Below are 26,958 nucleotides of genomic sequence, written 5' to 3'. Positions count from 1 at the left end.
GAAGCGAGATCATGAACTATGGCTAGGAAGCACTACTCCGAGGAGTTCCGCCAGCAGGCGGTTGACCTGTATGAGTCGACCCCGGGAGCGACGGTCCGCGGTATCGCGGAGGATCTCGGGATCGTCCGGGGCACGCTGCGGCAGTGGCTGGAGACCCACGGGTCCGGGAAGAAGACCGCGGCTGACGGCACGCTGACCGACAGTCCGTTGCGATCCGCGCCGATCGCTGCAACGCCGGATCCCGATGAGCCGCTCGAGCAGCGCGTGGCCCGGTTGGAAGCGGAGAACGCCCAGCTCAGAGCGGAGACGACAAAGCTCACCACGGAGCGGGAGATCCTCCAGAAGGCGGCTAAGTATTTCGCCGGGGAGACGCGCTGGTGAGTCGCTTCCAGTTCGTCGCCGAGAACTCCACCACCTACCCGGTGAAGCGACTGTGCGAGCTCGTCGAGATCGAGCGCTCCTCCTACTACGCCTGGCAGACAGGTGCCGCGGGAAGAGCCGCGAGAGCGGAGTCCGATGCTGGTCTGCTGGAGCGGATCCGCGTCATCCACGCCAAGGACGATGCTCAAGGCGTCCCGCGGATCACGGTCGAGCTCAACGACGCGGTCTCGCCCGAGGACCGGGTCAACCACAAGCGAGTCGCCCGCGTGATGCGCGAGGCCGGACTCAGTGGCTTCGTCAAGAAGCGCAAGCACCGCACGACGGTGCCGGAGCCAGCCGACCAGGTCGTCCCCGACCTGCTGGGTCGGGACTTCACCGCCGAGGCGCCGAACCAGCGCTACGTCGGAGACATCACCTACCTGCCGCTGTCCGAGGCTGGCGGGGGCGGGAACCTCTATCTCGCCACCGTGATCGACTGCTACAGCCGCCGCCTGGTGGGCTGGGCTCTGGCCGATCACATGCGCACCGACCTTGTCGCCGACGCGCTCAAGGCCGCCGCCGCGACCCGCGGATCATTGGCCGGGGCGATCTTCCACAGCGACCACGGGTCGGTCTATACCTCCAAGGCATACGCCGAGCTCTGCCAGCGGCTCGGCGTGGTCCAGTCGATGGGGGCTGTCGGCTCCAGCGCCGACAACGCGATGGCCGAATCGTTCAACGCGACCGCGAAGCGCGAGGTCCTCCGCGACGCCGCGTGCTTCACCGACGAGCTCACCGCCCACCGCAAGATGTTCCGGTGGCTGACCCGCTACAACACCAAGCGCCGCCATTCCTGGTGCCGCTACCTGTCCCCCAACGCCTACGAGAGCGCCTACACCGCTAAGCTAGCGCTCGCAGCGTAAACGACCCCCGCGTCCACGAACCGGGGGTAGGCCCCGGCGACCGATTCCATGGGTGCCAGCAGCACGGTGTCCTTGCGGAGACCGGAGGGCAGGGCGAAGGTGTGGCCGTGGATGTGCAGGGGATGGGTCATCATCGTCTGGTTGGACGCGATGATCCGCACCCGCTGTCCTTCGCGGATGCCGAGCGGAGTGTTCTGCCCGTAGGGTCTTCCGTTGATTGCCCAGCGGTAGGGCTGCATCGAGCCTTGGAACGCAAGCTCCAGTTCGGTGTCGACGGCGCGGTCCTCGAGCCGCGCGGTCTCGGCCGGTTCCAGGGTGGACCCGATGAGAACCTCCCCGTCGAGCTCTCTGACCTGGACGTTCGGAGCGGGAACGGAACCGGAGCCGGTCCTCAGCACCGCGAGCCCCTGGCCGCCGCTGGTCTTCCCGACAGGACGGGCCACCAGAGGGAACATGCCGTCCTTCACGGTGACCACCACGTCGTACCGTTCACCCATGCCGAGATAGAGCGCCTTGGCGGTGACGGGTTCGACGGCGAATCCGTCCGAGTGGGTGACGGAGAGGTCGTGGTCGCCGAGCGCGAGGGCGAAGATGGTGTCGGCGGAGGCGTTGATCAGGCGGACGCGCAGGCGCTGGCCAGGCTTCGCCTCGAAGATCTCCGGCGCTTCGGGAACCTGGCCGTTGACGAGGAAGTGGGGGTAGGCCACGTCACCCGCGTCGCCCCAGGGCTCGCCCCCCATCGGCATGCCGCCGTGGTCCATGCTGCCGGGTCCGTCGTCGCCCATGGGCATGTCGCCGTGGTCCATGCCGCCGGCATCTGAGGGCCCGGCGCCGGTGAGCGCGGCCAGGACCTCGTCTGGGGTCTGCCCGGTGCCATCGATCCAGTCATCGAGGGTCACGATCCATTCCGCGTCGTAGTCACCGGGTTCGTCGGGATCATCGATGATCAGTGGTGCGTAGAGCCCGCGGTCGAGCTGCAAGCCGACATGGGAGTGGAGGAAGTAGGTGCCGGGGTCGGGGGCGACGAACTCGTAGGTGAAAGAGGCTTCCGGCTCGACGGCGTCCTGCGTCATCCCCGGCACCCCGTCGGCTGCGTTGTGCAGTCGGATGCCGTGCCAGTGGATCGTGGAGGTCTCGGGAAGGCGGTTCTCGAGCGTGATGTGCAGCAGGTCGCCGGCCGTGGCGCGGATCAGCGGCCCGGGGAGGCTCTCGCCGTATGCCCAGGTCGAGACCGTTTTCCCTCCGAGGTCCACCGTCGTCGGTGCCGCGGTGAGGGTCTGGGTGACGACGTTCTGACCGGCTTTCGGCGTAAGGGCAGGAGGCGGTGCGAAGGTCCCCGCCTCAGTCGGGGTGGTGCGGTTACCGCATGCCGCGAGTGTCAGCGCTGCCGCGCCGAGGCCTCCGGTGAACACGGTGCGGCGGGAAAAGGTCTTCACAGGTGTAGTCCTTCTGGAGTGAGGGGGTGGTGTCATGGCCGAAATGCGTTCAAGACCAGTCGTTGCCGTTGCTCGAACTCGTCGGCCGTGATCTCTCCTCGAGCCAGGCGCAGGGAGAGTTCCCCGATCGCCTCGTTCTCGTCCCGAGCGCGTCGGGGGCGCCCGGGCAGCACGGTGCGTGCCAGCAGCAGTGCCGAGGCCCAGAGGAGAACGAGGAGACCGGCGACCATCGCCCACATCAGCCACGACATCGCATCGGTCGGCATCATCGAGGGTCTCCCTTGGTCGAGTACGTACGCGGCACGGTCCACATCAGATTCCCCCGGGGCGGGCGAAGTTCTCGTCGAGAGTTCCTCAAGATCTGGTCCATATAGTCCGTCTGCGCCTCCGTAGACGCTCGGTGTCCAGGAACGGAGACCAGACTGGAGCCATGAGGAGCGAAGCGGATCGAGCAGCGGCGATGGTTCTCGTCGTCGAGGACGAGGTCGCGCTGTCGGACGTGGTCCAGGCGTATCTCGCGAAGGCCGGCTACGCGACTGCGAGCGCGCGGAGCGGTCCGGAGGCGGTGGAGGCAGCCCGCACTCTGTCACCGGACGTGATCGTCCTCGATCTCGGCCTGCCCGGGCTCGACGGTCTGGAGGTGATGCGCAGGATCCGCGCCTTCTCCGACTGCTACGTGCTGATCACGACGGCACGGTCAGAGGAGGTGGACCGCCTGGTGGGGCTGTCGGTGGGGGCGGATGACTACCTCACCAAGCCGTTCAGCGTGCGTGAGCTCGTCGCTCGGGTCCAGGCCGTATTGCGCAGGCCCCGCGCCGATTCCGGGACGGCGTCTTCGGACACAGTGCGCACTTTTGGAGAGCTCGAGATCGACACAGCTGCCCAGGAGGTGCGGCTCGCCAGCCGGCCACTTCCGCTGACCCCCACCGAGAGGGGACTCTTGATGACCCTGGCGCTCAGTCCTGGCCAGGCCTTCAGTCGCAGACAGCTGATGGAGGCCGTCTGGGGCGACAGCTGGATCGGAGACGACCATCTCGTCGATGTGCACATCGCCAACCTCCGACGAAAACTCGACGAGACGGCTGAATCTGCACGGTTCGTCACCACGGTGCGCGGTATCGGATACCGGATGGGGAAGGGATGAGCTCGTGACCGCACCGAATACATCTGTGCGAACGGTTCGCCCTAGCACCAGCTTGGCCTCGCGCCTGATGATCGGCCAGCTCATCGTGCTGCTCGCCGGCGCGCTCACCATCACGGTGCTGACGGTGATCATCGGGCCCGCCGTCTTCCACTACCACCTGCTCCAGACCGATCTCCCGGTGGGCAGCGACGAGCTCGTCCACATCGAACGCGCCTACCGTGACGCGCTCGCACTTGCCCTCGGGGTCGGACTGGTGGTCTCCCTCCTGGCCGCCGGCCTGGTCACCTGGAACCTGGCACGACGACTCCGCCAGACGCTTCACGGCCTCACCTCGGCTGTCGATGAACTGTCCCGCGGCCACTACTCCACGCGCGTGCCCTCCGTCGGAGCCGGGACCGAACTCGACTCCCTGGCCGCCACGCTCAACGACATGGCAGCGCGCCTGGACGCCGTCGAGGAGACCCGACGCCAACTGCTCTCCGACCTCGCCCATGAGCTGCGCACCCCCATCGCCACCCTCTCGGCACATCACGAGGCCATGGCCGATGGCGTCATCGAGCCGGAGGCAGCCATGCCCATCCTCGCCAGCCAGACCATGCGACTTTCGCGGCTGGCTGACGACATCAGTGAAGTGTCCCGGGCCGAGGAGGGCCAGCTCCCGGTACAGCTGCACCCCCTCACCGTCGACGACCTGCTGGAGTCGATACTCCCGGCATGGGATGAACGGTTCGAGACAGCGGGCGTGGCACTACGACGAGAAACGGCCCTGCCCCACTCCGTGACGATCCACGCGGACCCGGACCGCCTCGCCCAAGTCCTCGGAAACCTGCTGAGCAACGCTCTACGGCACACTTCCCCCGGAGGCACCGTCACGGTCTCGGCAGCCACCCACGGCAGCACGGTGGAGATCACGGTAGCGGACGACGGCGAAGGCTTCACCAATGAGGACCGGTCACGCCTGTTCGAACGGTTCTTCCGCGCCGACAGCTCACGCACCCGTGACAACTCCGGCTCAGGCATCGGCCTGACGATCAGTCGAGCCCTGGTCGATGCGCACGGCGGGACCGTGGCCGCGGCCAGTGAGGGCCCAGGACGGGGCGCCACCTTCACCATACGGTTGCCGCGAGCGATCACTGATCGCTGAGCCGGCCGCGTACGGCGGGCTCAGCTCTCAGACGATCGTGGTGAAGGTGCCGATCCGCACCTGCAGCAATGCCATCCACTGCTCCCACACGCCGGTGACCAGCAGGAGTCCGATGGCGATGAGCACGGAGCCACCGACGATCTGGAGCGTCCGGCGATGCCGGGACAACGCTCGGGAGATGCCCAGGGCACGCCGAAACACGAGAGCGAAGAGGATGAACGGGATCCCGAGCCCGATCGCATAGCCGAAAGCCAGGAGAGCGCCGCGACTGGCGGAGGCCTCCCCGAGGCTGAGCGCCGCGACTGCGGCGAACGTCGGCCCGATGCACGGGGTCCACGAGAAGCCGAACGTGATCCCGAGCAACGGGGCACCGGCGAGTCCGGCATCGGGGCGCTTCCGGATCCGTTTCTCACCGGAGAGGCGGGGGAAGATTCCCACAAACACCAGGCCCATGAGGATCACCAGCACCCCGGAGATCCGATTGATCGCTGTTGTGTACTGAATCATCAATGACCCGAGTGCACCGACGAAGCCGCCGATGACCAGGAACACCGTAGTGAAGCCCGCGACGAACAGCACCGCTCCGGTGACCAGGCGCCATGGCCGTTCCCCAGGATCGCCGGTACGGCACGGCCCGGCGTTCTGTCCTGTGAGCCCGGTGATGTATCCGAGGTAGCCGGGGACCACAGGAAGCACGCACGGAGACAGAAACGCGACCAGACCAGCCACGATCGACAGCAGCAGGGCTGCGGCCAGGGGTCCGCTCAGCACGGTGGTGGCGAACAGTTCACCCATCAGGCGGCCTCCGCCAGCACGGTATCCAGGAGGCTCTCGAGGGTGCTCTGGTTGGCCGCGCCCGTGATCCGGGCGGCTACTCGTCCTTCAGCATCCAGGATCAAAGTCGTGGGGACGGCGTTGGGCGAGACGCTGCCGTCCATGGAAGAGATGACGACTCCGTCGGGATCGGGGATCGAGGGGTAGGTGATGCCGAAGGTCGTTTCGAACGCGGCGGCCGGCCCCGCTTGGTCGCGGGTGTTCACGCCCATGAATGCCACTCCCGGGCGTTGTATTCGCTATGCACGGCCTTCAGCGCGGGGGCTTCGAGCCGGCATGGTGGACACGAGGCGTACCAGATGTTGAGCACCAAGGGTGCGCCGCGCAGCGCCGTGGAGTCGAAGTCGTCGCCGTCGTAGGTGGTTCCCTGGAACGCCAGAGGATCGGCGCGTCCCTCTGGGGGGATCTCGACGACGACGCCATCGCCGGAGACGTACCCGGCGTTCGCCTCACTCGCCACATCTGAGGAATTGCTGCACGCCGCAAGGACGGGGGCGAGGACGAGCAGGCTCCCGCCCAGTCGGAGCGTGGTCCGACGACTCAGGCCTGGTGTGACGCTCCGCCCAGCTGGGCCGACCACCGAGTGCCAGAAGGCGGACCGGGTGTTTCGCCTGCTCACGTCAGTTGGAGACTGGTCAGACAGGTCAGATCATCCTCCGCCTGGGTCGAGATGGACGCGGTCCCTGTGTAGTCCTCGAGGGTGCACGTGAGCTCCGCGGTGATCCCGCGCGGCAGCCAAAGACCGAGGAACCCGTTGTCATGCGTGGTGCGAGGGCCCTCCGCAAGGACGTCGCCCGAGCCGCTGTCGACCACGCTCACAGTGAGCTCGCGGCTGCGCAGTTCCCCGCGGCAGGTGGTCAGGCTGTGGAAGGCGCACTCGTGGGTGGTCTCCACGAACGGGGCCACCGACAAGTAGAACTGGTCCTCGGGAAGGGGCAGCTCGGCCTCTCGCCCTGCATCGTCTTGGAGCTGAAGAGACGTCGCGGTGACGCTGGCGATCAGGTCCTGCGGTCGTTCAGCCACCGGGAGCGCTTCGAGCCTGTCGATGATCTCGTGCGCGTCCGCGTCGGCGAAGCCATGTTCCTGGAGCAACTCCTGATCACTCGTGACGGATGCGGGCTCGGACCCGCCGGTCCCGCAACCGGCGACCACGAGCGGGAACAAGCCAGCACCGATCAAGACCGATCGCCGGGGCAGCCGCACAGTGCGACGACGCGGCCCATCCCCGGAGGAGGCGAATGCACTTCGAGGGCTCGACGGGGTGGTCATCACGCAGGCTCGATCTCGCTCTCGACGACCCACTTGTGGTTCGTCATCATCATCCCGTCGGCCTCGTAGTCGACCATGTACACAGTCTCCTCGGTGGCACTGTCGATGGTGGCTTCAGCACCCTCCATACCCGCCATGTGATCAGCGGTGATGACCACCTCGGTGCCCTCTGCCAGCGGTGCCTTGCCCGGGTTCTCGAGCTCCTCGTGGACGACCCACTTGTGGTCAGTGACCGGCTCGCCGCCGTCGGTCGGGGTGAAGCTGACCGAGTAGGTCGTGGTGTCGAAGGCACCGGAGATCGTCGCTGTCGCTCCCTCCATGTCCTCCATGTGGTCCGCCGTGAGCGTCACCTCTGTGCCGACTGGGAACTCGGGATCCTCCGCAGGCACCATCCCCTCAGGCGCAGGGCCGCCATCCATCGGGTGCTCCATGCCCCCGTGGCCACCACCATCGGACGCCTCCGATGCTTCGGACCCACCGGACGTCTGACCGTCGTCAGACCCGTTGTCGGTGCATCCGGCAAACACAATCGCACCGGTGAAGACGACGGCCGCGAGACGGCCGAAAGAGCGACGAGAACGCATTATTACTCCTAGTCAGAGGACATTTTGCGCCAGCCTACGACCCTCAGATCAAGGTCTCTTCAAGGTCAGGTTTGGACTTCTTGAGCACAGCGCTGACCAGTCGGCCCGCACTGCCTGCGAACGAACGGTCTGCTCGCTTCCGTCATTGGTGACGCCCCGGCTACCGTCGTCAGAGCGGGCCGGTATCCGCGGTCTGTTCGGAACGAGAAGGAGCACGACCATGAACGGGGCTGCCGCACGATCAGGTGACAGTTGGGGTGTCAGGCCGCGAGGCTCACGGCCGGGTTCATGATGGTCTCGTATTCGATGGGGGTCAATCGGTCCAGGCGGGCCTGTCGGCGTCGTCGGTGGTAAGTCCTCTCGATCCAGGTGATGATTGCGATGCGGAGCTCTTCTCGGGTCCGCCAGCGCTTGCGGTCCAGGACGTTCTTCTGAAGTAGCGAGAAGAACGATTCCATCGCGGCGTTGTCGCCAGCAGCACCGACCTGGCCCACCGATCCGATGAGGTGATGACGGTGCAGGGCGTGCACGAACTTCCGGGACCTGAACTGGGATCCTCGGTCCGAATGCACGATGCAGCCGGCGGCGTTGCGACGCCTGGATATCGCGTTGTCCAGGGCAGTCACCGCCAGTCGGGCCTTCATCCGGTCACTGATTGAGTAGCCCACGATCCGACCGGAGAACACGTCCTTGATCGCGCAGAGGGGGCCTGACCCTTGTTCGTGGACACGCTGATTCCAGCATTTGCTGGGGAAGCGAGATCATGAACTATGGCTAGGAAGCACTACTCCGAGGAGTTCCGCCAGCAGGCGGTTGACCTGTATGAGTCGACCCCGGGAGCGACGGTCCGCGGTATCGCGGAGGATCTCGGGATCGTCCGGGGCACGCTGCGGCAGTGGCTGGAGACCCACGGGTCCGGGAAGAAGACCGCGGCTGACGGCACGCTGACCGACAGTCCGTTGCGATCCGCGCCGATCGCTGCAACGCCGGATCCCGATGAGCCGCTCGAGCAGCGCGTGGCCCGGTTGGAAGCGGAGAACGCCCAGCTCAGAGCGGAGACGACAAAGCTCACCACGGAGCGGGAGATCCTCCAGAAGGCGGCTAAGTATTTCGCCGGGGAGACGCGCTGGTGAGTCGCTTCCAGTTCGTCGCCGAGAACTCCACCACCTACCCGGTGAAGCGACTGTGCGAGCTCGTCGAGATCGAGCGCTCCTCCTACTACGCCTGGCAGACAGGTGCCGCGGGAAGAGCCGCGAGAGCGGAGTCCGATGCTGGTCTGCTGGAGCGGATCCGCGTCATCCACGCCAAGGACGATGCTCAAGGCGTCCCGCGGATCACGGTCGAGCTCAACGACGCGGTCTCGCCCGAGGACCGGGTCAACCACAAGCGAGTCGCCCGCGTGATGCGCGAGGCCGGACTCAGTGGCTTCGTCAAGAAGCGCAAGCACCGCACGACGGTGCCGGAGCCAGCCGACCAGGTCGTCCCCGACCTGCTGGGTCGGGACTTCACCGCCGAGGCGCCGAACCAGCGCTACGTCGGAGACATCACCTACCTGCCGCTGTCCGAGGCTGGCGGGGGCGGGAACCTCTATCTCGCCACCGTGATCGACTGCTACAGCCGCCGCCTGGTGGGCTGGGCTCTGGCCGATCACATGCGCACCGACCTTGTCGCCGACGCGCTCAAGGCCGCCGCCGCGACCCGCGGATCATTGGCCGGGGCGATCTTCCACAGCGACCACGGGTCGGTCTATACCTCCAAGGCATACGCCGAGCTCTGCCAGCGGCTCGGCGTGGTCCAGTCGATGGGGGCTGTCGGCTCCAGCGCCGACAACGCGATGGCCGAATCGTTCAACGCGACCGCGAAGCGCGAGGTCCTCCGCGACGCCGCGTGCTTCACCGACGAGCTCACCGCCCACCGCAAGATGTTCCGGTGGCTGACCCGCTACAACACCAAGCGCCGCCATTCCTGGTGCCGCTACCTGTCCCCCAACGCCTACGAGAGCGCCTACACCGCTAAGCTAGCGCTCGCAGCGTAAACGACCCCCGCGTCCACGAACCGGGGGTAGGCCCCGAGGTAGAGCTTGCCCTCATCGGTCCAGTGCTCGGTGATGTCGGTCAGCCAGAGTTCGTTGACGTCATCGGCGGTGAAGTCTCGCTTGACGAGGTCGTCATGGACCGGCGGGCCGGGCCGCTTCCCGTTCTTGCCGCGCTTCTTCCCGAACACGGACCACCAGCGGTTGTCCCGGCAGATCCTCCACGCCGTCCGTTCACACATCTCCTCACCCGACTCGGCGGCTTCGCCGACCAGGAACCGATAGCCGAACTCGGGGTCATCGAGATGGGCGTCCAACAGGGCGTTGGCTCGGTAGGCCTCGACCATCTCGGCGTTGGTGACCTGCTGCTTCCGCCAGCGGTAGTAGGGCTGGCGGGAGAGCTTCAAGACCCGCAGGGACACCGCGACGGGGATGCCGTCAGCGGCGAGCTCGCTCACGAGCGGGTAGAACCTTTTCCCGGCAAGTTCGCCTGGGACAGGTAGGCGGCGGCACGGCGCAGGACCTCGTTCTCCTGCTCGAGCAACCGGATCTTCTTGCGGGCATCGCGCAGCTCTGTAGATTCCTCCCGACTCTTTCCGGGGTGGTTGCCGTCGTCGATGTCGGCTTGGCGGATCCATTTGTGGAGCGTCATCTCGTGGACGCCGAAGTCCTTCGCGATCTGCGCGATGGTGACGCCGTCCTCACGGGACCGGGCCACTCGCACGACATCGTCGCGGAACTCCTGCGGGTAGGGAGCGGGCATGGTGCACATCCTTCCAGGCCGCCCAGTGGGCAAGCCAGATCAGATGTCACCTATCCGTGCGGCAGCCCCACCAGGGAGGCGAGTTCGATGCGGTGGCGAGGTCGGGCCGTGTCGCTGCGGACGTGGTCAGTTCGCGGTAGGGGTGAGGTCGTTCAGGAGTGCACGGACGCGGGCGTCGATGTCGTCCCGCACCAGGCGCATGCGCTCCATCCCTTCGATGCCCCTCAGGGATGGCTCATCGGTGTGCCAGGTGGTGACCGGCGCGGTCATTCCCTCGACGGGTTCGATGACGGCTTCGCCGCCGATGACGATCACGTGATCGACGCTGCGCAGCAGCTCGGGGGTCACCGGCTGCGGGACGGCAGAGGACATGTCCGCGCCGACCTCGGCGATCGCCTCCGCGGACTGGGCATTGATGGCGGTGCCGGGGCGGGTTCCGGCGGAGCGCACCTCGACGGCATCTCCGGCGTGATGGCGCATGAGGGCGGCCGCCATCTGTGACTTGCCGCCGTTCTTCACGCACACGAACAGGACTGCGGGGCGTTTCGCGGTCATGGTGACTCGAACTCTCTGCTGGTTCATCGGGTGGGGACGGTGGGGTCGCCGCGGAAGAGCCGGCGGCCCATCGCGAGAGCGACGTAGACGAGGGCGACGAGGACCGGGACCTCGATCAGGGGGCCGACGACACCGGCGAGGGCCTGGCCGGAGGTGACGCCGAAGGTGCCGATGGCGACGGCGATTCCGAGCTCGAAGTTGTTGCCCGAGGCGGTGAACGCGACGGTCGTGGACTTCGCGTAGTTCAGGCCGATCGCCCGTCCGAGCAGGAAGGACCCCAGGAACATGACCACGAAGTAGACCAGCAGCGGCAGGGCGATGCGGGCCACGTCGCCCGGGGCGGAGAGGATCGCGTCGCCCTGGAGGGCGAACAGCAGCACGATGGTGAACAGCAGCCCGTACAGCGCCCACGGGCCGATCTTCGGGAGGAACCGCTCCTCGTACCAGGTCCGGCCCTTCGCTCGCTCCCCGAGGATGCGGGTCAGGAACCCGGCGACCAGGGGGATCCCGAGGAAGATCAGCACGCTGAGGACGATCGCGCCGATCGAGAATTCGGCCGACGTGGTCGGCAGCCCTAGCCACGACGGCAGCGCCTGGAGGTAGAACCAGCCCAGGGCACCGAAGGCGATCACCTGGAACACGGAGTTGATCGCGACCAGCACGGCAGCAGCTTCGCGGTCACCGCAGGCGAGGTCGTTCCAGATGAGGACCATCGCGATGCAGCGCGCGAGACCCACGATGACCAGGCCGGTCCGGTACTCCGGCAGGTCGGCCAGGAAGATCCACGCGAGGCCGAACATGAGTGCCGGTCCGACGATCCAGTTCAGCACTAACGAAGTCACCAACAGGCGTCGGTCCGCGCCGATGCGCCGGGTCTCGTCGTAGCGGACCTTCGCCAGGACCGGGTACATCATCACCAGCAGCCCGATCGCGATGGGGAGGGACACGGACCCGATCTTCACCGCCGCCAGTGCGGTGTTCAGGCCGGGGACGAACCGCCCCAACAGGAGCCCCACGGCCATGGCGGCCAGGATCCATACCGGGAGCCAGCGATCGAGGAAGGACATCTCCTTCATCACGCGCGGCTGCTCCACGTCCTTGGTGGTCGTACTCATCAGTCCTCGGCACCTTCCATCGACGGTTATCGATGAGTACGCTATGTTCCACATCGATAACTGTCAATGTAAGGTGAGGGTATGACCACGACGACCGACGCCATAGCCACCGGACTCGCGTCTAGGACCGACTCTGACGAGTGCTGCTCGCTGTCCGCAGGCCCGGTCGACGCTGTCGACGCCGAGCGGATCGCCTCTCTCCTGAAGGCGCTGTCCGACCCCACGCGCCTCCGGCTCCTGTCCCACGTCGCCGCCCAGGGCTGCGAGTCGGTCTGCGCATGCGATCTCACCGAGCCGCTCGGCATCAGTCAGCCCACCGTGAGCCACCACATGAAGAAGCTCGTCGACGCCGGCCTGCTCACGCGCGAGCAGAAGGGCCGCTGGGCCCACTACTCCGTCGTCCCGTCAGCCTTCGCCGAGCTCCGCGCGTTCCTCGACATCGCCTGAACCCCTCCCTCTCACCCCTGTCTAGAGACTCCCCTGACCGTTCGCCCCAGCGTCTTGTTCGTCTGTGTCCGCAACGCCGGTCGATCCCAGATGGCAGCCGGGTGGCTGCGGGAGCTCGCCGGGGACCGCATCGAGGTCCACTCCGCCGGGTCAGCGCCCGCCGACTCGATCAACCCCGCAGCGGTAGAGGCCAGGGCGGAGGTCGGCATCGACATCTCCCACCAGAACACGAAGATCCTCACTCCCGAATCCGTCCAGGCCTCCGACGTGGTCATCACCATGGGATGCGGCGACGCCTGCCCTTACTTCCCCGGCAAGCGGTACGAGGACTGGAAGCTCGAGGACCCAGCCGGCAAGGGCGTCGCGGAAGTCCGCCCGGTGCGCGATGAGATCCGCACCCGCCTCGAGGAGCTCATCGGCAGCTTGCTGTCCCGCGAGCCACTCGACATTCCAGGCCAAGGTTGAGGAAAGCCGAGAGCACGTGTGACGACGGCTTCTGGAGACACCATCCCCAAGGAACAGATGCCGACTCGTCTCGAACACCTCTTGACAGCAACGCTGCCAGCGACGCGATGGTGTCCGTCGCGCTTCGGGTAGCAGTACGAGCCCTCTGACCTGCTTGTACACGCTCTGCGGCCGATGCTCTGGCGGGCTTTTCATCCGCGGGTCGAGGGTTCGATCCCCTCCGGGCCCACCAGTTCAGCCCCGGTATGTAGTGCTACACATGTGGCGATGGTGTAGACGATGGTGTAGCCAGAACACCCGAGCGCGGTCCAGTCCTAGCTCAGGTGTAGCCCAGGGGTCACACATCGGCATTCTGCTGTTTCGCGCAGAACAGACTCCGCGTGTCCCACCCCGGGGCCAGACTTTACCCATGGCGAGCATGCGTGAGCGGGACGCGGAGTGGGCGCACGAGGTGCGGGTCAGGATCGAGCAGCGGGTGCACCCGTTCTTCGAGCCGCCCGTCCCGACGGCCGACGACGAGTGGGCGCAGCGTGGCGAGGAGTCGCAGATCTGGGCGGCTGGGGGCGACGTAGTAGCTGAGAGACTGGGGGCGACCGTTTGAGGGAGTTGGAGGTACACGATGACAGACGGCTTGACCCGTGGTGTGCGAGTGCTTTTGGTGTCGGATCCGGGGCTTCCGACTCGGCGCGCACGGTCCATCGAGGATGAGCTTCAGGAGCATTTGAATGAGGTGTTCAGTCCGCCGGTGGAGTTGCATACGCGCACGTCGATGCTTCGCCTACGGCCGGATAACTCTCTCGACCTCAGCGATGCAGTGCAGCTTGCGGAGGAGTACGAGCGCCCGGACGTGGTGCTGCTGTTGACGGAGATTCCTCGCCTCACTGACGGGAGGCCCCTGATCGCGGAGATCTTCCCCGACGAGCAGGTGGCGGTGATCTCGTGCCCGACCCTCGGAGCGTTCGCCAGCCGGCAGCGCATTCTGGACACCCTCATGGACTGCATTCTGAAGATGAAGCCCGTGAACGAGGGGAGCGGAACGTCGCAGTTCGGCCGATCCTGGCTTCACTGGAGTGACGCTGGAGAAGCGGGGGCCCACTCGACTCTCTATGCCAGCCCGGCGGTCGGTGGGGTGCGGACCGTTCTGGGGATGGTCGCCGGCAATGAGCCACGGAAGACCGCTCCACGGCTCTCGAGTGCGCTGGCAGCGGCCTCAGCGACCGGGGCGTTCGGGATCTTCTACAGCTCGATCTGGGCCATGTCTACGTATCTCTCGATGCCGCGCCTGGTCGGCATCGGAGCCTTGGCAATAGGTGCGATGGTGCTGTGGTTGATCGTCAGCAATGGCTTGTGGGATTCGCCGAGACGAAGCGGTTTGGCTCGGGTTGTCCTGCTGTACAACCTCTCCACGGTCGGGACGCTGCTGCTCTGCGTGGTAGCGCTCTACCTGGCTCTCGTCCTCCTGATCCTGGCTGGCGGGCTGATCGCCATCTCGCCGGATTACATGGCCACGATCATCCGGGAGTCACCTACGTTCGGGAACTATCTGGACATCGCGTGGCTCAGTGCGGCAATAGGGGTCGTCGCTGGTGCACTCGGCTCGAGCTTCGACCATGAGACCAACCTCCGCACCCTCACGCACGGGCAGCGCGAGCGCCAGCGCCGATATACCGAGGAGAAAGAGCGCGACTCGCGTTCTGTCGAGAGCTCGGGCAGCCACGATCGCCCGTCCACCTGAGCGGCCTCGCCCGCCGGTGCGGTATAGCTCCACCAGCGACCACCGGATTGGTTCGGTTGCATGCTTTCCCGATGCCCGTGTTTCGCTCTACCCTCGTCATCCGGCCGCAGTTGGATGTAGGGAAGGAGGGAGCGATATGAACGGCGAACCGCGTGAAACCCGCCTCGATGTGCCTCTCGAGGATGCGCAGGAACAGGCGGTGTTTGCGCTGGACGAGGACCAAACTTTGCAGGGGCCGGTCGGTTCCCACGACGCCGACCCGGTCGACGTCCTCGAGCAACGCGAAGAGGTTCCGATCGATGAGGAAGAGGTCTAGCACTCTCGGGAGGAGAGTGCTAATCTGGCCGCACTTGAGCGGGGGACGCTCAAGACGCGCAGGCCGCTATGGGAGCGGCCTCCGACAGGAAGGAGACTGACATGGCCACCTATGATCCGCTCCGAGACCTGGAGCGCTTTGCCTCCACCGTCCTCGAGTCCGGCCGCCGCGGCCCGCGGCAGATGCCGATGGATCTGTACCGCAAGGGTGATCACTACATCCTCTCGGCAGATCTGCCTGGCATCGATCCCGGATCCGTCGACGTCGACATCGACGGGCAGCTGCTGACGATCCGCGCCGAGCGCACCCTCACCACGGACGAGGATGCGCAGTGGATCACCAGAGAGCGCACCAGCGGGAGCTTCTTGCGTCAGCTCAGCCTGGGACAGGGACTGGATAAGGAGAAGATCTCTGCGACCTACAACAACGGCGTTCTCAGCGTGATGATCCCGATCAGCGAGAAGGCCAAGCCTCGCAAGATCGAGATCTCGACCGAGAACACACCTCAGCAGATCGAATCCACCACCACCTGACCGGTCTCACTCATGGGCGGGCCCTTTCGCTTCGGCGACAGGGCCCGCCCTCGTTTCCGGCTTGCTCGCGCGGAGCGGGCGGTTGCCTCCGATTCAAAGGGGCCTTCTATGTGTGCTTTCGATCACTCGGGGTGTGACGGAAGTGCGCGCTGGTGCGTCCCCGTAGGGGTCGCATTGTCGGCCCGTCCCTGTCCCTAGTGCATTGGAGTGTGCATCATGGGCTTCATCGGAGCTCTCATCTGGTGGCTGGTCATCGGCGCGATCATCGGTCTGATCGCCCGCGCGGTCATGCCCGGCAAGCAGGCCATGGGCATTGGCACGACCATCGTTCTCGGTGTCGTGGGCGCGCTCGTCGGCGGCTTCATCGGCGGGCTTTTCGGATCCAAGGGCGTCAGCGGTGTCTTCGCGGATCCGTGGAGCGTGTGGACGATCGTGCTCTCCGTCATCGGCGCATTGATCGTCATGGTCGTCTACGGTCTGGCCGCAGGTCGGCGCCGCTGAGCTACTCAGGAGACGACGGAGCGCCCCCACCCCGATCGTGAGGTCAGGATGGGGGCGCTTCGAATGGCGGGAGTGGCTGCTCCCGCGACGTGGAGGCCTCCCCGACGGTCCATAGAAGAAGCCACTTTCCCCGAAGGCTACCCCCAGGCACGAAGAACGCCCCCGCCTCCCAGCTACCGAGAACGGGGGACGTTTTCGAAGTGCGCCACTCCAGAGGCGGGTCTCCCGGGCTTCAATCAAGAGAGCCACCGAAGGTCACTCCACGGCGCGCGGGACATTCGTGGGGGCAAGTCCGACACTTCACAGGAAGCGCCCGCGCCCCGTGGAAGGGGGTGGGGGCACCCGGGCGGGGGCGACGCCCCCGCTCTGGGCGGCCAGCGCCTGCCCGGGTACTAGCCGCCTGCGGTCAGGCTATGTCTGTGGCTGCGCTGGCGGGCGCGTTCGTCCTCGCCACGCTCGACATCCTCATCGTGAACACCGCCTTCAGCTCGACCGGACGGGAGCTGGGCGGCGGGATCTCCGCGCTGCTGTGGATGGTCGACGGGTACGCGCTGGTGTTCGCGTCACTGCTGTTGTGCGCCGGGAACCTCTCGGACTGCGTCGGGGCTCGGCGCGCGGTGGGGGCAGGGATCGTCCTGCCGTCGTCCTGGCAGCCGTGCTGTCGGCGCTCCGGATCGGCGCGACCGAGCGCCCCGTGGCCGCCTGAGGTCGCGTAGGGCGGGGGATCCTCCGCTCCCGTGCCCCCTGACATGATCGCGCTCACGTCCTAGAGTCGAGGGCATGACCGCCCCCGGGAACACCGCCGATTCCGACCCCACCGTCGCCGATCCCACTGGCGCCGATCCCGTTGCCACCGGCACCGGCGCCTCGCGACTGAAGCCCCGCAGTCACCAGGTCACCGACGGGCCCGACGCGATCGTCTCGCGCGGGATGCTCCGCGCCGTGGGCATGGGGGACGAGGACTGGGACAAGCCGCAGATCGGCGTCGCCAGCTCCTGGAACGAGATCACCCCGTGCAATCTCTCCCTGGACCGGCTGGCGGGCGCCGCGAAGGACGGCGTGCACGCCGCGGGCGGCTACCCCCTGCAGTTCGGCACCATCTCCGTATCCGACGGCATCTCGATGGGCCACGAGGGCATGCACTTCTCCCTGGTCTCGCGCGACCTGATCGCCGACTCCGTCGAGACCGTGATGAGCGCCGAGAGGCTCGACGGTTCCGTCCTGCTCGCCGGCTGCGACAAGTCCCTGCCGGGCATGCTCATGGCCGCCGCACGGTTGGACCTGGCCAGCGTGTTCGTCTACGCCGGGAGCATCATGCCCGGCCACGTGGACCTGTCCGACGGCACCTCGAAGGACGTCACCATCATCGACGGCTTCGAGGCCGCCGGGGCACTGGCCCGCGGCCGCATGAGCCAGGCCGACGCCGACCAGATCGAGCGCCGCATCTGCCCCGGCGAGGGCGCCTGCGGCGGCTTCTACACCGCCAACACGATGGCCACCGTCGCCGAGGCGATCGGGATGTCGATCCCGGGGTCGGCGACCCCGCCGTCGGCCGATCGGCGGCGTGACGCAGACGCGAGACGAGCCGGCGAGGCCGTCGTGGAGATGCTGCGCCAGGGCATCACCGCCCGCGACATCATGACCAAGCCGGCCTTCGAGAACGCCATCGCCGTCGTCCAGGCCTTCGGCGGCTCCACCAACGCCGTGCTGCACCTGATGGCGATCGCCCACGAGGTCGATGTCGACCTGACGCTCGAGGACTTCGCCCGCATCGGCGCGAAGGTCCCGCACCTGGCGAACCTCAAGCCCTACGGCCAGTACGTCATGAACGACGTGGACCGCGTCGGCGGCATCCAGGTCGTCATGCGCTCCCTGCTCGAGGCGGGGCTGCTCGACGGCGACTGCCTCACGATCACCGGCCGCACCGTCGCCGAGAACCTCGAGGCCCTCGATCCGCCGAAGCCCGACGGGGAGATCCTGCGGCCGGTGGCCGACCCGATCGCGCCCACCGGCGGCATCACGATCCTCCACGGCTCGCTCGCCCCCGAGGGCGCGGTCGTGAAGTCCGCCGGCTTCGAGGGCGACGTGTTCGAGGGGACCGCGCGCGTCTTCGAGCGCGAGAAGCCCGCGCTGCAGGCCCTGCGCGACGGCACCATCACCCACGGCGACGTGGTCGTCATTCGCTACGAGGGCCCCAAGGGCGGACCCGGGATGCGCGAGATGCTCGCGATCACCGCGGCGATCAAGGGCGCCGGGCTGGGGAAGGACGTGCTTCTCATGACCGACGGACGCTTCTCCGGCGGCACCACCGGCCTGTGCGTCGGGCACATCGCCCCGGAGGCCGTGGACGGCGGGCCGATCGCCTTCGTGCGCGACGGCGACCGGATCCGTCTCGAGGTCGCGACGGGGAAGCTGGACGTGCTGGTGGACCCCGAGGAGCTCGAGTCGCGCAAGGAGGGATGGGCGCCGCTGCCTCCGAAGTTCACCAAGGGCGTCCTGGCCAAGTACGTCAAGCTCGTGAAGTCCGCCTCGCGCGGTGCGATCCTGGGTGACTGACGGCGCCGGCCCGGGCCTCGACGACCCCGCCCGCGCCGCCTTCCCCGTCCGAGAACCGGAGGACCCCTGCCATGCGTGAAGTCGCCGACGGAGTCTTCTTCTCCTCCGGATGCGGATCCAACTGGATCCTGCTGCGCGAGGACGACGAGCTCACCCTCGTGGACGCCGGCTACCCCGGGGATGCTCCGCAGGTCGCTGACGACGTGCGCCGACTCGTCGGCAGCCCCTGGAAGGTCCGCGCCGTGCTGGTCACCCACGCGCATGTCGACCACATCGGCGCCCTGCCCGGTCTGCTGCGCCACTGGGACGTGCCGGTCCTCGCTCACGCCGACGAGATCCCGGCCCTGCACGGCGAGGTCCACGACCAGGCGGGCGCGCGCGACGTGCTCGCGAACCTCTCCGCCCCGCACATGGCGCGGTGGATCCTCACGGTGCTGCGTGCGGGAGGGATGTCCCACGTGGCCGTGCCGTCGGCCTCGCCGCTGCCGCTGGGCGGCCCCCTCGACCTCCCCGGGCGCCCCGAGCCCGTGCCCGCGCCCGGCCACAGCCTCGGTCACGCGGCGTTCCTGCTGCGGGACGCGGGGATCCTCCTGACCGGCGACGCGCTGATCACGGGGCATCGGCTGTCCGTCGTCGACGGGCCCCAGATGCTCCCCGAGTTCTTCGCGCGCGATCCGCAGGCGGCGCTCGACGGGCTCGATGCCCTCGTCGACCTGCCGGCCGGTCTCATCCTTCCCGGGCATGGGGACCCGTGGCAGGGGAGCGTGCGCGAGGCCGTGGAGCGCGCCAGGGCCCGCAGCGCGGCTCAGTCGTCCCTCTGAACAGGCTCGCCTCGCGCTTCGCGCGCTCGCACGGGTCGGTAGGGTGCGCGCATGGACGCCCCGGACCCCGCCGCAGGACTGCGCATCCACCCCTGCGGTGAGGATGATGCGCGCGCACTCACCGCCCGCGAACCGGCGGGCAAGGACTATGCGTCCTCCGTCTTCGCCGCCCAGCAGCAGGGGCTGTGCCTCTTCCTCGTCGCGTGGATCGATGATGTCCCCGTCGGGTCGGGGGAGCTGGTGTGGAAGCAGGTGCCGGAGCTGCGGAACCTGCACGTCGAAGCAGGGTTCCGCAGCAGAGGAGTCGGCTCCGGGCTGGTCGCGGCGGCGGAGGATGCCGCACGGCCGCAGGGCAGGATCGGTCTCGCGGTCGGTGTCGACAATCCGGATGCGCGCCGCCTGTACGAGCGACTCGGGTTCGCGGCGACGGGTGCATCGGAGACCTGCACCTACGAGTACGTCGACGACGGCGGTGTGCGCCGACGCGCCACGGAGACCTCGCAGAGACTCGAGAAGGCGCTCCCTCGAGCCCTCTGACGGGTCAGTGCGCCGGCGTCGTGCCCCGGAAGGGCAGCAGGTCCGCTGTCACCTCCGGGGCACGACGTCCTGCAGAGCCTCGAGCACCACGTCGCGATCCACGCGCGTGCCGAACACGCGCACGTCCGCGTGCACCACGCCGCGATCTGCGGCGACGACGTCGCGCACGTGCCGCTCCACCGCGGCGAGGGAGGGGCCGTGCACCGCGGTCGCCGGTTCGAGGACCACGCCCACGGTCGCCGGGCCCTCCTCGTAGTACAGGAACATCGCGCGCTGGGTGGGCTCCCCGAAGAGGCGGTGCTGCACGTCCTCCGGGAGGGCGCCGAGCGCGTCGAACAGCAGCGCCTGCGCCTCCGCCCGCGAGTTCGGGCCGCTGCGCGGGCTGCCGGGCACGATGGCCAGCTCGCCGCGCGCGACCCGCAGCGCGATCTCGGCCAGGTGGGGCTCCGTCTGCGCCATCGTGGTCGCCTCCTCCGTCGCGACGTGTGATGGCTGCCACCCTACGTGCGCTCGCATGCCTCGGGAAGGTCGGGGCGCGGGCCGAGTGAACCGACGACGCGCCGGCGGGCCCCGATCCCCGGATGTATCGAGACGGACCCCGCGCAGGTGGGAGCGCGGAACGGACCGGCCCGCCGGCACCGGGGGACAGACCCTGCTTGACGGGGGCGGCATCGGGGGTTGAGGGTGCGTCATAAGGCGGTTCTCGATTCGGGGCCGCCTTCGTCGATCCCGGACACAGTGGTCCGGATCGCCGTCCTCTCGCACGTCGCCGAAAGCGAGGCATATGCCATGGACACTGCAGTCTTCGAGCAGCACGAATCCGAGATCCGCGGCTACTGCCGCAACTACCCGACCGTCTTCGCCTCCGCGTCCAACGCACGCCAGGTCGACGAGGACGGCACCAGCTTCATCGACTTCTTCGCCGGCGCCGGCGTCCTGAACTTCGGCCACAACAACCCGAGGATGAAGGAGGCGCTGATCGAGTTCATCAGCAACGACGGCGTCGCCCACAGCCTCGACACGTACACCACCACCAAGCGGGACTTCGTGCAGAAGTTCCAGGACGTCATCCTGGCCCCGCGCGGCATGGACCATCGCATGCAGTTCATGGGCCCCACCGGCTCCAACGCCGTCGAGGCCGCCATGAAGCTCGCCCGCCGCGCCACCGGCCGCCGGGAGATCGTCGCGTTCAGCCACGGCTTCCACGGCATGACCCTCGGCTCCCTCGCCGCGACCGCCAACCACGCCTTCCGGCAGTGGGCGGGCGTGCCGCTGGACAACATCGTGCGCCTGCCGTTCGAGACCGCGCCGGGCGGGGACACCGCGATCGCCGAGTACCGGGAGGCACTGCTGGACACCTCGAGCGGGCTCACCGCTCCCGCCGCGTTCCTCCTCGAGCCGATCCAGGCCGAGGGCGGCGTCAACGTGGCCAGCGCCGCCTGGCTGCGCTCCGTCCAGGACCTCGCCCGCGAGGTCGGGGCGCTCGTGATCTTCGACGACATCCAGGCGGGCATCGGTCGCACCGGCAGCTTCTTCTCCTTCGACGGGATGGGCCTGGACCCCGACATCATCACGCTCGCCAAGGGGCTGGGCGGGTTCGGCACCCCGATCGCCATGAACCTCAACAAGCCCGAGGTCGACCGGCACTGGTCGCCCGGCGCGCACACCGGCACCTTCCGCGGCCAGGGCATGTCCTTCGTCGCGGGCACCGTGGCCCTGGACTACTTCACGGACGACGCCTTCGGGAAGGACGTGACCGCCAAGGGGCAGGTGATGCGCGACCGGCTCGAGCAGATCGCCGCGGCCCACCCCGAGCGGGGCTGGGAGGTGCGCGGCAAGGGCATGATGCAGGCCCTGGACACCCTCGACGGCGCCTTCGCCAAGAAGGTCCAGGACGAGTGCTTCGCACGCGGCCTGCTCATCGGCCCCTGCGGCCAGGACGGCCGGGTCGTGAAGCTCATCCCGCCGCTGACGATCCCCGAGGACGACCTCGCGGCGGGCCTCGACATCCTCGCCGAGGCGATCGACGCCGCCGCGGCGGCGATCCCCGCCGCGAAGGACGCCGACCTGGAAGGCGCCCGCTGATGCGCCGGCGCGAGGATATGACCTTCGCGCCCGAGGAGTACGAGCGCCGCCTCGACGGACTGCGCAGCCGCATGGCCGAGCGCGGACTGGACGCGGTCGTGATCTCGGACCCCGAGAACCTCATGTACCTCACGGACTACCAGACCACCGGCTACTCCTTCTTCCAGGCGCTCGTGGTGCCGCTGACGGACGACTCCGTGTTCGTCACCCGCGGCATGGAGGAGTCCAACGTCATCCACCGCACCTGGGTGGACCGCACCCGGCCCTTCCCCGACGACGGCGACGCCATCGTCACCCTCGTGGGCCTGCTGAAGGATCTGGGGCTCGGCGACGCCACGGTCGGCTTCGAGCGCAACAGCTACTACTTCCCGGCCTACCAGCAGGACCGCATGCACGAGGCCTTCGGGCACGGGCTCGTGGACTGCTTCGGGATCGTCGAGGAGGGGCGCCTGCGCAAGTCGCCGGCGGAGATCGAGGTGATGGGCCGCGCGGCGCGGGCCGCCGAGGCCGGCTGGGCGGCGGGTGTCGAGGTCGCCGTCCCCGGGAACTCGGAGAACGACGTCGCCGCGGCGATCGCCTCCGCGATGTTCCGCGCGGGCGGCGAGTTCCCGGCGGTCATGCCCTACGTGACCTCCGGGCCGCGCTCGATGATCGGGCACGCCACCTGGGAGGGCCGCATCATCCAGCCCGGCGAGCACGTGTTCCTCGAGATCGGCGGCTGCTACCGCCGCTACCACGCGGCGATCATGCGCACCGTGGTCAACGGCGGCCTCACCGACTCCATGCACGAGGCTCAGGAGACGATGAAGCGGGCGCTGGCGGAGCTGCGCGGACTCATGAAGCCCGGCGTCACCGTCTCCGAGGTCGACGAGCTCACCCGCGCCGTCATCGAGGACAACTCCGTGGGTGCGCACCTGATCACCCGCGCCGGCTACTCGATCGGCATCGCCTTCCCGCCCAGCTGGGACGAGGGCTACATCCTCTCCCTCATGAGCGGGGACCGGCGCGAGCTCGAGGAGGGCATGACCTTCCACCTCATCCCCTGGATGTGGGGCGTGGACGGCGACAAGACCTGCGGGATCTCCGACACGGTCCGCATCACGGCCGACGGCTGCGAATCCCTCTTCCATGTCCCCGAGGACTTCACCGTCCACTCCGCCTGAGAGGAGCACACCATGAGCGAACAGACCGCCAGCGTGCTGACAGCCATCGATCCCACCACCGGCGACGTCGTGCGCGAGGTGCCGGCCGCGACGCCCTCGCAGATCAGCGGGATCGTCGGCCGCGCCCACGACGCCTTCACGACCTGGAAGGAGACCACCTTCGCCGAGCGCGCCGGCGTGCTCCGCGCCGTCGCCGCGCACATGCGCGAGCACGTCGAGGAGCTCGCACCGCTGATGACCCAGGAGATGGGCAAGCCCATCGGCGAGGCCAGGGGAGAGGTGAACAAGGCCGCCTGGGCCGCCGAGCACTACGCCGACCACGCCGAGGAGTACCTGGCCGACGAGCACATCGCCTCCGACGCCACCTCGTCCTACATCCAGCATCTGCCGCTCGGGCCGGTGCTGGGCGTGCTGCCCTGGAACGCGCCCTTCTGGATCGCGTTCCGCTTCGCCGCTCCCGCGCTGATGGCAGGCAACACGTGCGTGATGAAGCACGACCCGCACGTGCCCGGCTGCGCGGCGGCGATCGGGGAGGTCTTCCGGGCCGTCGGCGCTCCCGAGGGGATCTTCCAGGTCCTCCAGGCCCGCACCGAGGACGTCGAGCAGGCGATCCGCGACCCGCGCATCGCCGCCGTCTCCTTCACCGGATCCGACCGGGCCGGCGCGAAGGTCGCGGCGATCGCCGCGAGCGAGATCAAGCCGGCCGTGCTCGAGCTCGGCGGTTCGGACCCGTGCATCGTGCTGGCCGACGCGGACCTCGAGGAGGCCGCGAAGGTCTCCGCGCTCTCGCGCATCATCAACGCCGGCCAGTCCTGCATCGCCGCCAAGCGCGTCATCGTCGAGCGCTCGGTGCACGACGAGTTCGTCGAGCTGCTGCGCGCGCAGCTCGAGGCGCTCACCGTGGGCGACCCCCGCGAGGACGCCAGCCAGGTGGGGCCCATCGCCCGGGAGGAGCTGCGCGAGAACCTGCACCGGCAGGTCGCCTCGTCCGTCGAGGCCGGGGCGCAGCTCGTGCTGGGTGGCGAGATGCCCGACGGGCCCGGGTTCTTCTATCCGGTCACCCTGCTCACCGGCGTGCAGCAGGGCATGACGGCGTGCACAGAGGAGACCTTCGGGCCGGTCGCCGTGGTCGTCGCGGCCGACGACGCGGACGATGCCATCGCGATCGCGAACGACACCCCGTACGGGCTCGGATCCTCGATCTGGACCGAGACCGCACGCGGGGAGGCCCTCGCCCGGCGCATCGAGGCAGGGCAGGTCAGCGTCAACGGGATCGTGAAGACAGATCCGCGTCTGCCCTCGGGCGGCATCAAGCGCTCCGGCTACGGCCGCGAGCTGGGGCCGCACGGCATCCGCGAGTTCGTCAACGCCCAGCAGGTCTGGGTGGGTCCCGCCGTCGGCTGATCGGCGCGGCCCGCGCTTGACCGTGAACCCATGAGGCGGGCGGACTCGGTACGCGATGCCGAGTCCGCCCGCCTCATCCCTTCGGGGCGCGGCGCTCGTCGGGCATACTCGCCCCATGGGCCAGCCCGAACAGCCGCGCTCCGGCGCCGCACCGTCCCCCTCCGCCTCTGATCCCGCGTCGTACGCCGCGCCGAACCCGCTGGGCGTCGTCTCGTTGATCGCGGCGATCGTGCTTGTGGTGCTCTCCACCATCCGCGGCGGACTGAATGTGCTGGTGCCGCTGCTGATGGCGAAGTACAACACGGGCTACGCGCTCTGGGGCTGGGGATCGACGATCCTGCTCGCGCTCGTGGCGCTGGTCGCCATCGTCATCGGAGTCGTCGCCCTGCTGCAGCGCTTGCGACGCAGGACGGCGGCGATCGTCGGCGTGACCGTGGGCGTCTCCTGGCTGGTGATGATGGTGGGCGGCCAGCTGCTGAGCGTCGTCGTCGCCGCGCTCGCCCGGGCGATGTGGTGACGGCAGCCGCCGCCGGCGGGGCCTGATCACGCGCCCGTCGAGTGCTCCGCCCGACACTCCCGCATGATGCACGCGGCAAACCCCTCGTGCGATCCGGATCCATCGGGTACGCTCGAATCAAGTGCGCCGATCGAGCGCACGGCCGACCGTCAGGACATCTTCACCCGCAGCACCCACACCCCCTGCAATCGACCGTGGCGTCGCAGGTCCATGAAGGATCTCCGCAGCGCACTCGGCAGCCCACCGGATGAGGCCCCGCGCCCATCCCCACGAACTCCCCACTTCGGACTCCTTCCCACCGGGAAGGTTCCGCCGTGGGGGCGCACGGCGGAGATCTCGTCGTGACCGCACAGAGGGCATCTGCTCTCTGCACACCGAAGGAAAGACTGCATGACTACAGGCACCGTGAAGTGGTTCAACTCCGAGAAGGGGTACGGCTTCATCGCCCCCGACGACGGCTCGGCCGACGTCTTCGCCCACTTCAGCAACATCGCCGGCTCCGGCTACCGCAACCTCGAGGAGGACCAGAAGGTCTCCTTCGACACCGAGCGCACGGATCGCGGCCTGACCGCGACCAACATCCAGCCGGCCTGAACCTCCTCCTGAGCTGAGGGGCGGGTCCGCCCGCCGCCTCGTTCCGGGAGTCGCACGCATCGCGTGCACCGCGCCCCGTCCTCCGCCCTCACCGGCGGAGGGCGGGGCGCGACCGCGTTCAGCTCGCGGCCAGGTGGAACTCGCCCGCCGTCCGGTCTTCGTCCCTATACTCGCAAGGGTACGAGCAGGACATCCGACAGCGAGGGAGGCACTGATGAGTGCGGATGAGAAGTTCGAGAACACGGCGGATCAGCTGGGCGGCAAGGCCAAGGAGGGCCTCGGCAAGCTGACCGGTGACAAGGAGGCCGAGTCGGAGGGCAAGGTGCAGCAGGCGCGCGCCGGCCTCGAGGACAAGGTCCAGGACGTCAAGGACTCCGTGAAGGGGGCCCTGAACGGCCTCACCGGGAAGAAGGACGGCGAGTAAGACCCGCCGCCCGGAGTCCCAGCACTCCGAGAGGAGCCCCCGTCCGGCGCACGCCGGGCGGGGGCTCTTTCGCGTCGCGGGCTGCGGAGTCCGGCCGGCTCAGCTCGCGGACGCGGACGGCGGCCCGCTGTGCTCGCGCCGGGCCTCGCGGTCGAAGACGCCCAGGATCTCGCAGGGCCTGCTCCCTTCGGCGCCGATCGCATGCGGGAGCATCGTCGGGAACTCGGCCGCCTGGTTCTTCTCGACCCGCAGCCGCCGATCGCCCAGCAGGAGGGTCGCCGTCCCCGAGAGCACCACGAACCATTCGCGGCCCGTGTGCGCCCGCATGGCCGAGGGCGCCGAGGGCGGCTCCGTGAGGCGCTGACGGATCACCGAGAGATCCGGCTGGCCCCGGATCGTCCAGCGCATCGCGCCCCGCGGCCCGTCGAGCGTGGGACTCGAGACCACATCCTCCGCGCCGGAGTCCACGAGCTCGTCCAGGGTCGTGTCCAGGGCTCGGGCCAGCGTGATCAGCTGATCCAGGGCCAGGCGCCGGGTCCCTCCCTCGATCCGGCTCAGGGACGACGGGCTCATCCGGGCGCGCTCCGCCAGATCGCCGAGCGACCACCCGCGCGAGACGCGCAGCGCCCGGATCCGTTTGCGCACGAGGGTCTCGATCGCAGCATCTTCTTGCGTCATAGGCAAGAGTGTATGCCGTATAG

At 68.2% G+C, this 26,958-nt stretch carries 34 protein-coding genes and 1 pseudogene; 21 read left to right on the top strand and 14 right to left on the bottom strand.

Annotated features, from left to right (window positions below):
- Positions 1-18 precede the first annotated feature (18 nt).
- Positions 19-1,283 (top strand): IS3 family transposase gene (locus Bra3105_RS06185; protein WP_407650884.1). Its coding sequence is split into 2 segments (ribosomal slippage): positions 19-361 and positions 361-1,283, totalling 1,266 coding nucleotides; the frame shifts between segments, so codons are not numbered across the junction.
- Here Bra3105_RS06185 and Bra3105_RS06180 read toward each other — a convergent pair.
- Together Bra3105_RS06180 and Bra3105_RS06175 are read right to left on the bottom strand one after the other, a co-directional pair.
- Complete coding sequence (locus tag Bra3105_RS06180) at positions 1,253-2,755, bottom strand: multicopper oxidase family protein (protein ID WP_228359031.1); 1,503 nt, start codon at positions 2,753-2,755, stop codon at positions 1,253-1,255. The two genes, Bra3105_RS06185 and Bra3105_RS06180, sit on opposite strands and share 31 nt — an antisense overlap.
- Positions 2,752-2,988 (bottom strand): SHOCT domain-containing protein, encoded by a 237-nt coding sequence (locus Bra3105_RS06175; RefSeq protein ID WP_152352135.1) that lies wholly within the window; start codon positions 2,986-2,988, stop codon positions 2,752-2,754. The genes Bra3105_RS06180 and Bra3105_RS06175 overlap by 4 nt, the downstream gene beginning before the upstream one ends.
- Before the next feature lie 161 nt (positions 2,989-3,149).
- On the opposite strand from Bra3105_RS06175, the gene Bra3105_RS06170 reads away from it, so the two are divergent.
- A complete protein-coding gene (locus Bra3105_RS06170; RefSeq protein ID WP_228359030.1) occupies positions 3,150-3,863 on the top strand; it encodes a response regulator transcription factor in 714 nt (237 codons plus the stop codon).
- Between the two features lie 67 nt (positions 3,864-3,930).
- On the top strand, positions 3,931-5,007 hold the full coding sequence (locus Bra3105_RS06165; RefSeq protein ID WP_122942837.1) for a sensor histidine kinase: 1,077 nt from the start codon (positions 3,931-3,933) through the stop codon (positions 5,005-5,007).
- Between the two features lie 27 nt (positions 5,008-5,034).
- On the opposite strand, the gene Bra3105_RS06160 is transcribed toward Bra3105_RS06165, so the two are convergent.
- From Bra3105_RS06160 to Bra3105_RS06140, 6 genes and pseudogenes are all read right to left on the bottom strand, one after another.
- Positions 5,035-5,802 carry a cytochrome c biogenesis CcdA family protein gene (locus tag Bra3105_RS06160; protein ID WP_152352134.1) on the bottom strand — a complete coding sequence of 256 codons (768 nt, stop codon included), beginning with the start codon at positions 5,800-5,802 and terminating at the stop codon, positions 5,035-5,037.
- Positions 5,802-6,053, bottom strand: a complete 252-nt coding sequence (locus Bra3105_RS18545) for a TlpA family protein disulfide reductase (RefSeq protein ID WP_318152451.1) — start codon at positions 6,051-6,053, stop codon at positions 5,802-5,804. Before Bra3105_RS18545 ends, Bra3105_RS06160 begins: the two co-directional genes overlap by 1 nt.
- A complete protein-coding gene (locus Bra3105_RS18540; RefSeq protein ID WP_323188851.1) occupies positions 6,044-6,301 on the bottom strand; it encodes a TlpA disulfide reductase family protein in 258 nt (85 codons plus the stop codon). The genes Bra3105_RS18545 and Bra3105_RS18540 overlap by 10 nt, the downstream gene beginning before the upstream one ends.
- Before the next feature lie 155 nt (positions 6,302-6,456).
- Positions 6,457-7,005: a CueP family metal-binding protein gene (locus Bra3105_RS06150; RefSeq protein WP_227488028.1), complete on the bottom strand. Its 549-nt coding sequence runs from the start codon at positions 7,003-7,005 to the stop codon at positions 6,457-6,459.
- 104 nt (positions 7,006-7,109) lie between these two features.
- A complete protein-coding gene (locus Bra3105_RS06145; protein WP_122942833.1) occupies positions 7,110-7,694 on the bottom strand; it encodes a YdhK family protein in 585 nt (194 codons plus the stop codon).
- A gap of 260 nt (positions 7,695-7,954) precedes the next feature.
- A pseudogene (locus tag Bra3105_RS06140) lies at positions 7,955-8,446 on the bottom strand (transposase); the annotation flags it as partial.
- Positions 8,447-8,464: 18 nt separating this feature from the next.
- On the opposite strand from Bra3105_RS06140, the gene Bra3105_RS06135 reads away from it, so the two are divergent.
- A protein-coding gene (locus tag Bra3105_RS06135; protein WP_407650884.1) for an IS3 family transposase occupies positions 8,465-9,729 on the top strand; the annotation gives its coding sequence in 2 pieces (ribosomal slippage) (positions 8,465-8,807 and positions 8,807-9,729; 1,266 coding nt in all).
- Here the strand turns inward: Bra3105_RS06135 and Bra3105_RS06130 are convergent.
- The 4 genes from Bra3105_RS06130 to arsB form a co-directional block, all read right to left on the bottom strand.
- On the bottom strand, positions 9,699-10,184 hold the full coding sequence (locus tag Bra3105_RS06130; protein WP_228359029.1) for a hypothetical protein: 486 nt from the start codon (positions 10,182-10,184) through the stop codon (positions 9,699-9,701). The two genes, Bra3105_RS06135 and Bra3105_RS06130, sit on opposite strands and share 31 nt — an antisense overlap.
- A complete protein-coding gene (locus Bra3105_RS06125; protein ID WP_228359028.1) occupies positions 10,181-10,489 on the bottom strand; it encodes a transposase in 309 nt (102 codons plus the stop codon). The genes Bra3105_RS06130 and Bra3105_RS06125 overlap by 4 nt, the downstream gene beginning before the upstream one ends.
- 126 nt (positions 10,490-10,615) lie before the next feature.
- The gene (locus tag Bra3105_RS06120) at positions 10,616-11,044 is read right to left on the bottom strand and encodes an arsenate-mycothiol transferase ArsC (RefSeq protein WP_228359027.1); all 429 of its coding nucleotides are present in this window, start codon (positions 11,042-11,044) and stop codon (positions 10,616-10,618) included.
- A gap of 23 nt (positions 11,045-11,067) precedes the next feature.
- Complete coding sequence (arsB, locus tag Bra3105_RS06115) at positions 11,068-12,159, bottom strand: ACR3 family arsenite efflux transporter (RefSeq protein ID WP_323188850.1); 1,092 nt, start codon at positions 12,157-12,159, stop codon at positions 11,068-11,070.
- An 81-nt stretch (positions 12,160-12,240) separates the two neighbouring features.
- Here arsB and Bra3105_RS06110 point away from each other — a divergent pair, with 81 nt between their 5' ends.
- From Bra3105_RS06110 to Bra3105_RS06060, 11 genes are all read left to right on the top strand, one after another.
- Positions 12,241-12,606: an ArsR/SmtB family transcription factor gene (locus Bra3105_RS06110; RefSeq protein WP_228359026.1), complete on the top strand. Its 366-nt coding sequence runs from the start codon at positions 12,241-12,243 to the stop codon at positions 12,604-12,606.
- A 33-nt stretch (positions 12,607-12,639) separates the two neighbouring features.
- Positions 12,640-13,071, top strand: coding sequence for an arsenate reductase ArsC (locus tag Bra3105_RS06105; RefSeq protein WP_228359608.1), 432 nt, complete (start codon positions 12,640-12,642; stop codon positions 13,069-13,071).
- A 409-nt stretch (positions 13,072-13,480) separates the two neighbouring features.
- Positions 13,481-13,672: a hypothetical protein gene (locus Bra3105_RS06100; protein ID WP_228359025.1), complete on the top strand. Its 192-nt coding sequence runs from the start codon at positions 13,481-13,483 to the stop codon at positions 13,670-13,672.
- An 18-nt stretch (positions 13,673-13,690) separates the two neighbouring features.
- Positions 13,691-14,806 carry a hypothetical protein gene (locus Bra3105_RS06095; protein ID WP_228359024.1) on the top strand — a complete coding sequence of 372 codons (1,116 nt, stop codon included), beginning with the start codon at positions 13,691-13,693 and terminating at the stop codon, positions 14,804-14,806.
- A gap of 136 nt (positions 14,807-14,942) precedes the next feature.
- Entirely contained in the window at positions 14,943-15,122 is a 180-nt protein-coding gene (locus Bra3105_RS06090) for a hypothetical protein (RefSeq protein WP_228359023.1), read from the top strand.
- Between the two features lie 101 nt (positions 15,123-15,223).
- Entirely contained in the window at positions 15,224-15,655 is a 432-nt protein-coding gene (locus Bra3105_RS06085; protein ID WP_228359022.1) for an Hsp20/alpha crystallin family protein, read from the top strand.
- Positions 15,656-15,871: 216 nt separating this feature from the next.
- Positions 15,872-16,156, top strand: coding sequence for a GlsB/YeaQ/YmgE family stress response membrane protein (locus Bra3105_RS06080; protein ID WP_152352126.1), 285 nt, complete (start codon positions 15,872-15,874; stop codon positions 16,154-16,156).
- A 419-nt stretch (positions 16,157-16,575) separates the two neighbouring features.
- A complete protein-coding gene (locus Bra3105_RS06075) occupies positions 16,576-16,872 on the top strand; it encodes a hypothetical protein (RefSeq protein WP_228359021.1) in 297 nt (98 codons plus the stop codon).
- A gap of 64 nt (positions 16,873-16,936) precedes the next feature.
- A complete protein-coding gene (ilvD, locus tag Bra3105_RS06070; protein ID WP_228359020.1) occupies positions 16,937-18,712 on the top strand; it encodes a dihydroxy-acid dehydratase in 1,776 nt (591 codons plus the stop codon).
- 71 nt (positions 18,713-18,783) lie between these two features.
- On the top strand, positions 18,784-19,533 hold the full coding sequence (locus Bra3105_RS06065; RefSeq protein ID WP_228359019.1) for an MBL fold metallo-hydrolase: 750 nt from the start codon (positions 18,784-18,786) through the stop codon (positions 19,531-19,533).
- Positions 19,534-19,584: 51 nt separating this feature from the next.
- Complete coding sequence (locus Bra3105_RS06060; protein WP_228359018.1) at positions 19,585-20,070, top strand: GNAT family N-acetyltransferase; 486 nt, start codon at positions 19,585-19,587, stop codon at positions 20,068-20,070.
- Positions 20,071-20,118: 48 nt separating this feature from the next.
- Here the strand turns inward: Bra3105_RS06060 and Bra3105_RS06055 are convergent, their stop codons facing one another.
- A complete protein-coding gene (locus Bra3105_RS06055; protein WP_228359017.1) occupies positions 20,119-20,529 on the bottom strand; it encodes a hypothetical protein in 411 nt (136 codons plus the stop codon).
- A 330-nt stretch (positions 20,530-20,859) separates the two neighbouring features.
- On the opposite strand from Bra3105_RS06055, the gene Bra3105_RS06050 reads away from it, so the two are divergent.
- The 6 genes from Bra3105_RS06050 to Bra3105_RS06025 all read left to right on the top strand — a co-directional run bounded on the left by Bra3105_RS06050 (position 20,860) and on the right by Bra3105_RS06025 (position 26,257).
- Positions 20,860-22,155, top strand: a complete 1,296-nt coding sequence (locus Bra3105_RS06050) for an aspartate aminotransferase family protein (protein WP_228359016.1) — start codon at positions 20,860-20,862, stop codon at positions 22,153-22,155.
- The gene (doeA, locus tag Bra3105_RS06045; RefSeq protein ID WP_228359015.1) at positions 22,155-23,318 is read left to right on the top strand and encodes an ectoine hydrolase; all 1,164 of its coding nucleotides are present in this window, start codon (positions 22,155-22,157) and stop codon (positions 23,316-23,318) included. Before Bra3105_RS06050 ends, doeA begins: the two co-directional genes overlap by 1 nt.
- 12 nt (positions 23,319-23,330) lie before the next feature.
- The gene (locus tag Bra3105_RS06040) at positions 23,331-24,722 is read left to right on the top strand and encodes an NAD-dependent succinate-semialdehyde dehydrogenase (RefSeq protein WP_228359014.1); all 1,392 of its coding nucleotides are present in this window, start codon (positions 23,331-23,333) and stop codon (positions 24,720-24,722) included.
- A gap of 115 nt (positions 24,723-24,837) precedes the next feature.
- Positions 24,838-25,239 (top strand): hypothetical protein, encoded by a 402-nt coding sequence (locus Bra3105_RS06035; RefSeq protein WP_228359013.1) that lies wholly within the window; start codon positions 24,838-24,840, stop codon positions 25,237-25,239.
- 390 nt (positions 25,240-25,629) lie between these two features.
- Positions 25,630-25,833 (top strand): cold-shock protein, encoded by a 204-nt coding sequence (locus Bra3105_RS06030; protein ID WP_152352115.1) that lies wholly within the window; start codon positions 25,630-25,632, stop codon positions 25,831-25,833.
- A 214-nt stretch (positions 25,834-26,047) separates the two neighbouring features.
- On the top strand, positions 26,048-26,257 hold the full coding sequence (locus tag Bra3105_RS06025; RefSeq protein ID WP_228359012.1) for a CsbD family protein: 210 nt from the start codon (positions 26,048-26,050) through the stop codon (positions 26,255-26,257).
- 99 nt (positions 26,258-26,356) lie between these two features.
- Here the strand turns inward: Bra3105_RS06025 and Bra3105_RS06020 are convergent, their stop codons facing one another.
- On the bottom strand, positions 26,357-26,935 hold the full coding sequence (locus Bra3105_RS06020) for a helix-turn-helix transcriptional regulator (RefSeq protein WP_228359011.1): 579 nt from the start codon (positions 26,933-26,935) through the stop codon (positions 26,357-26,359).
- Positions 26,936-26,958: the final 23 nt, after the last annotated feature.

The organism is Brachybacterium halotolerans subsp. kimchii (genome assembly GCF_020792675.1).
In the GTDB taxonomy this organism is placed as follows: Bacteria; Actinomycetota; Actinomycetes; order Actinomycetales; family Dermabacteraceae; genus Brachybacterium; species Brachybacterium halotolerans.
Note: the sequence above shows the minus strand (reverse complement) of the source record. Positions and strands in the feature narration are given on the sequence as shown.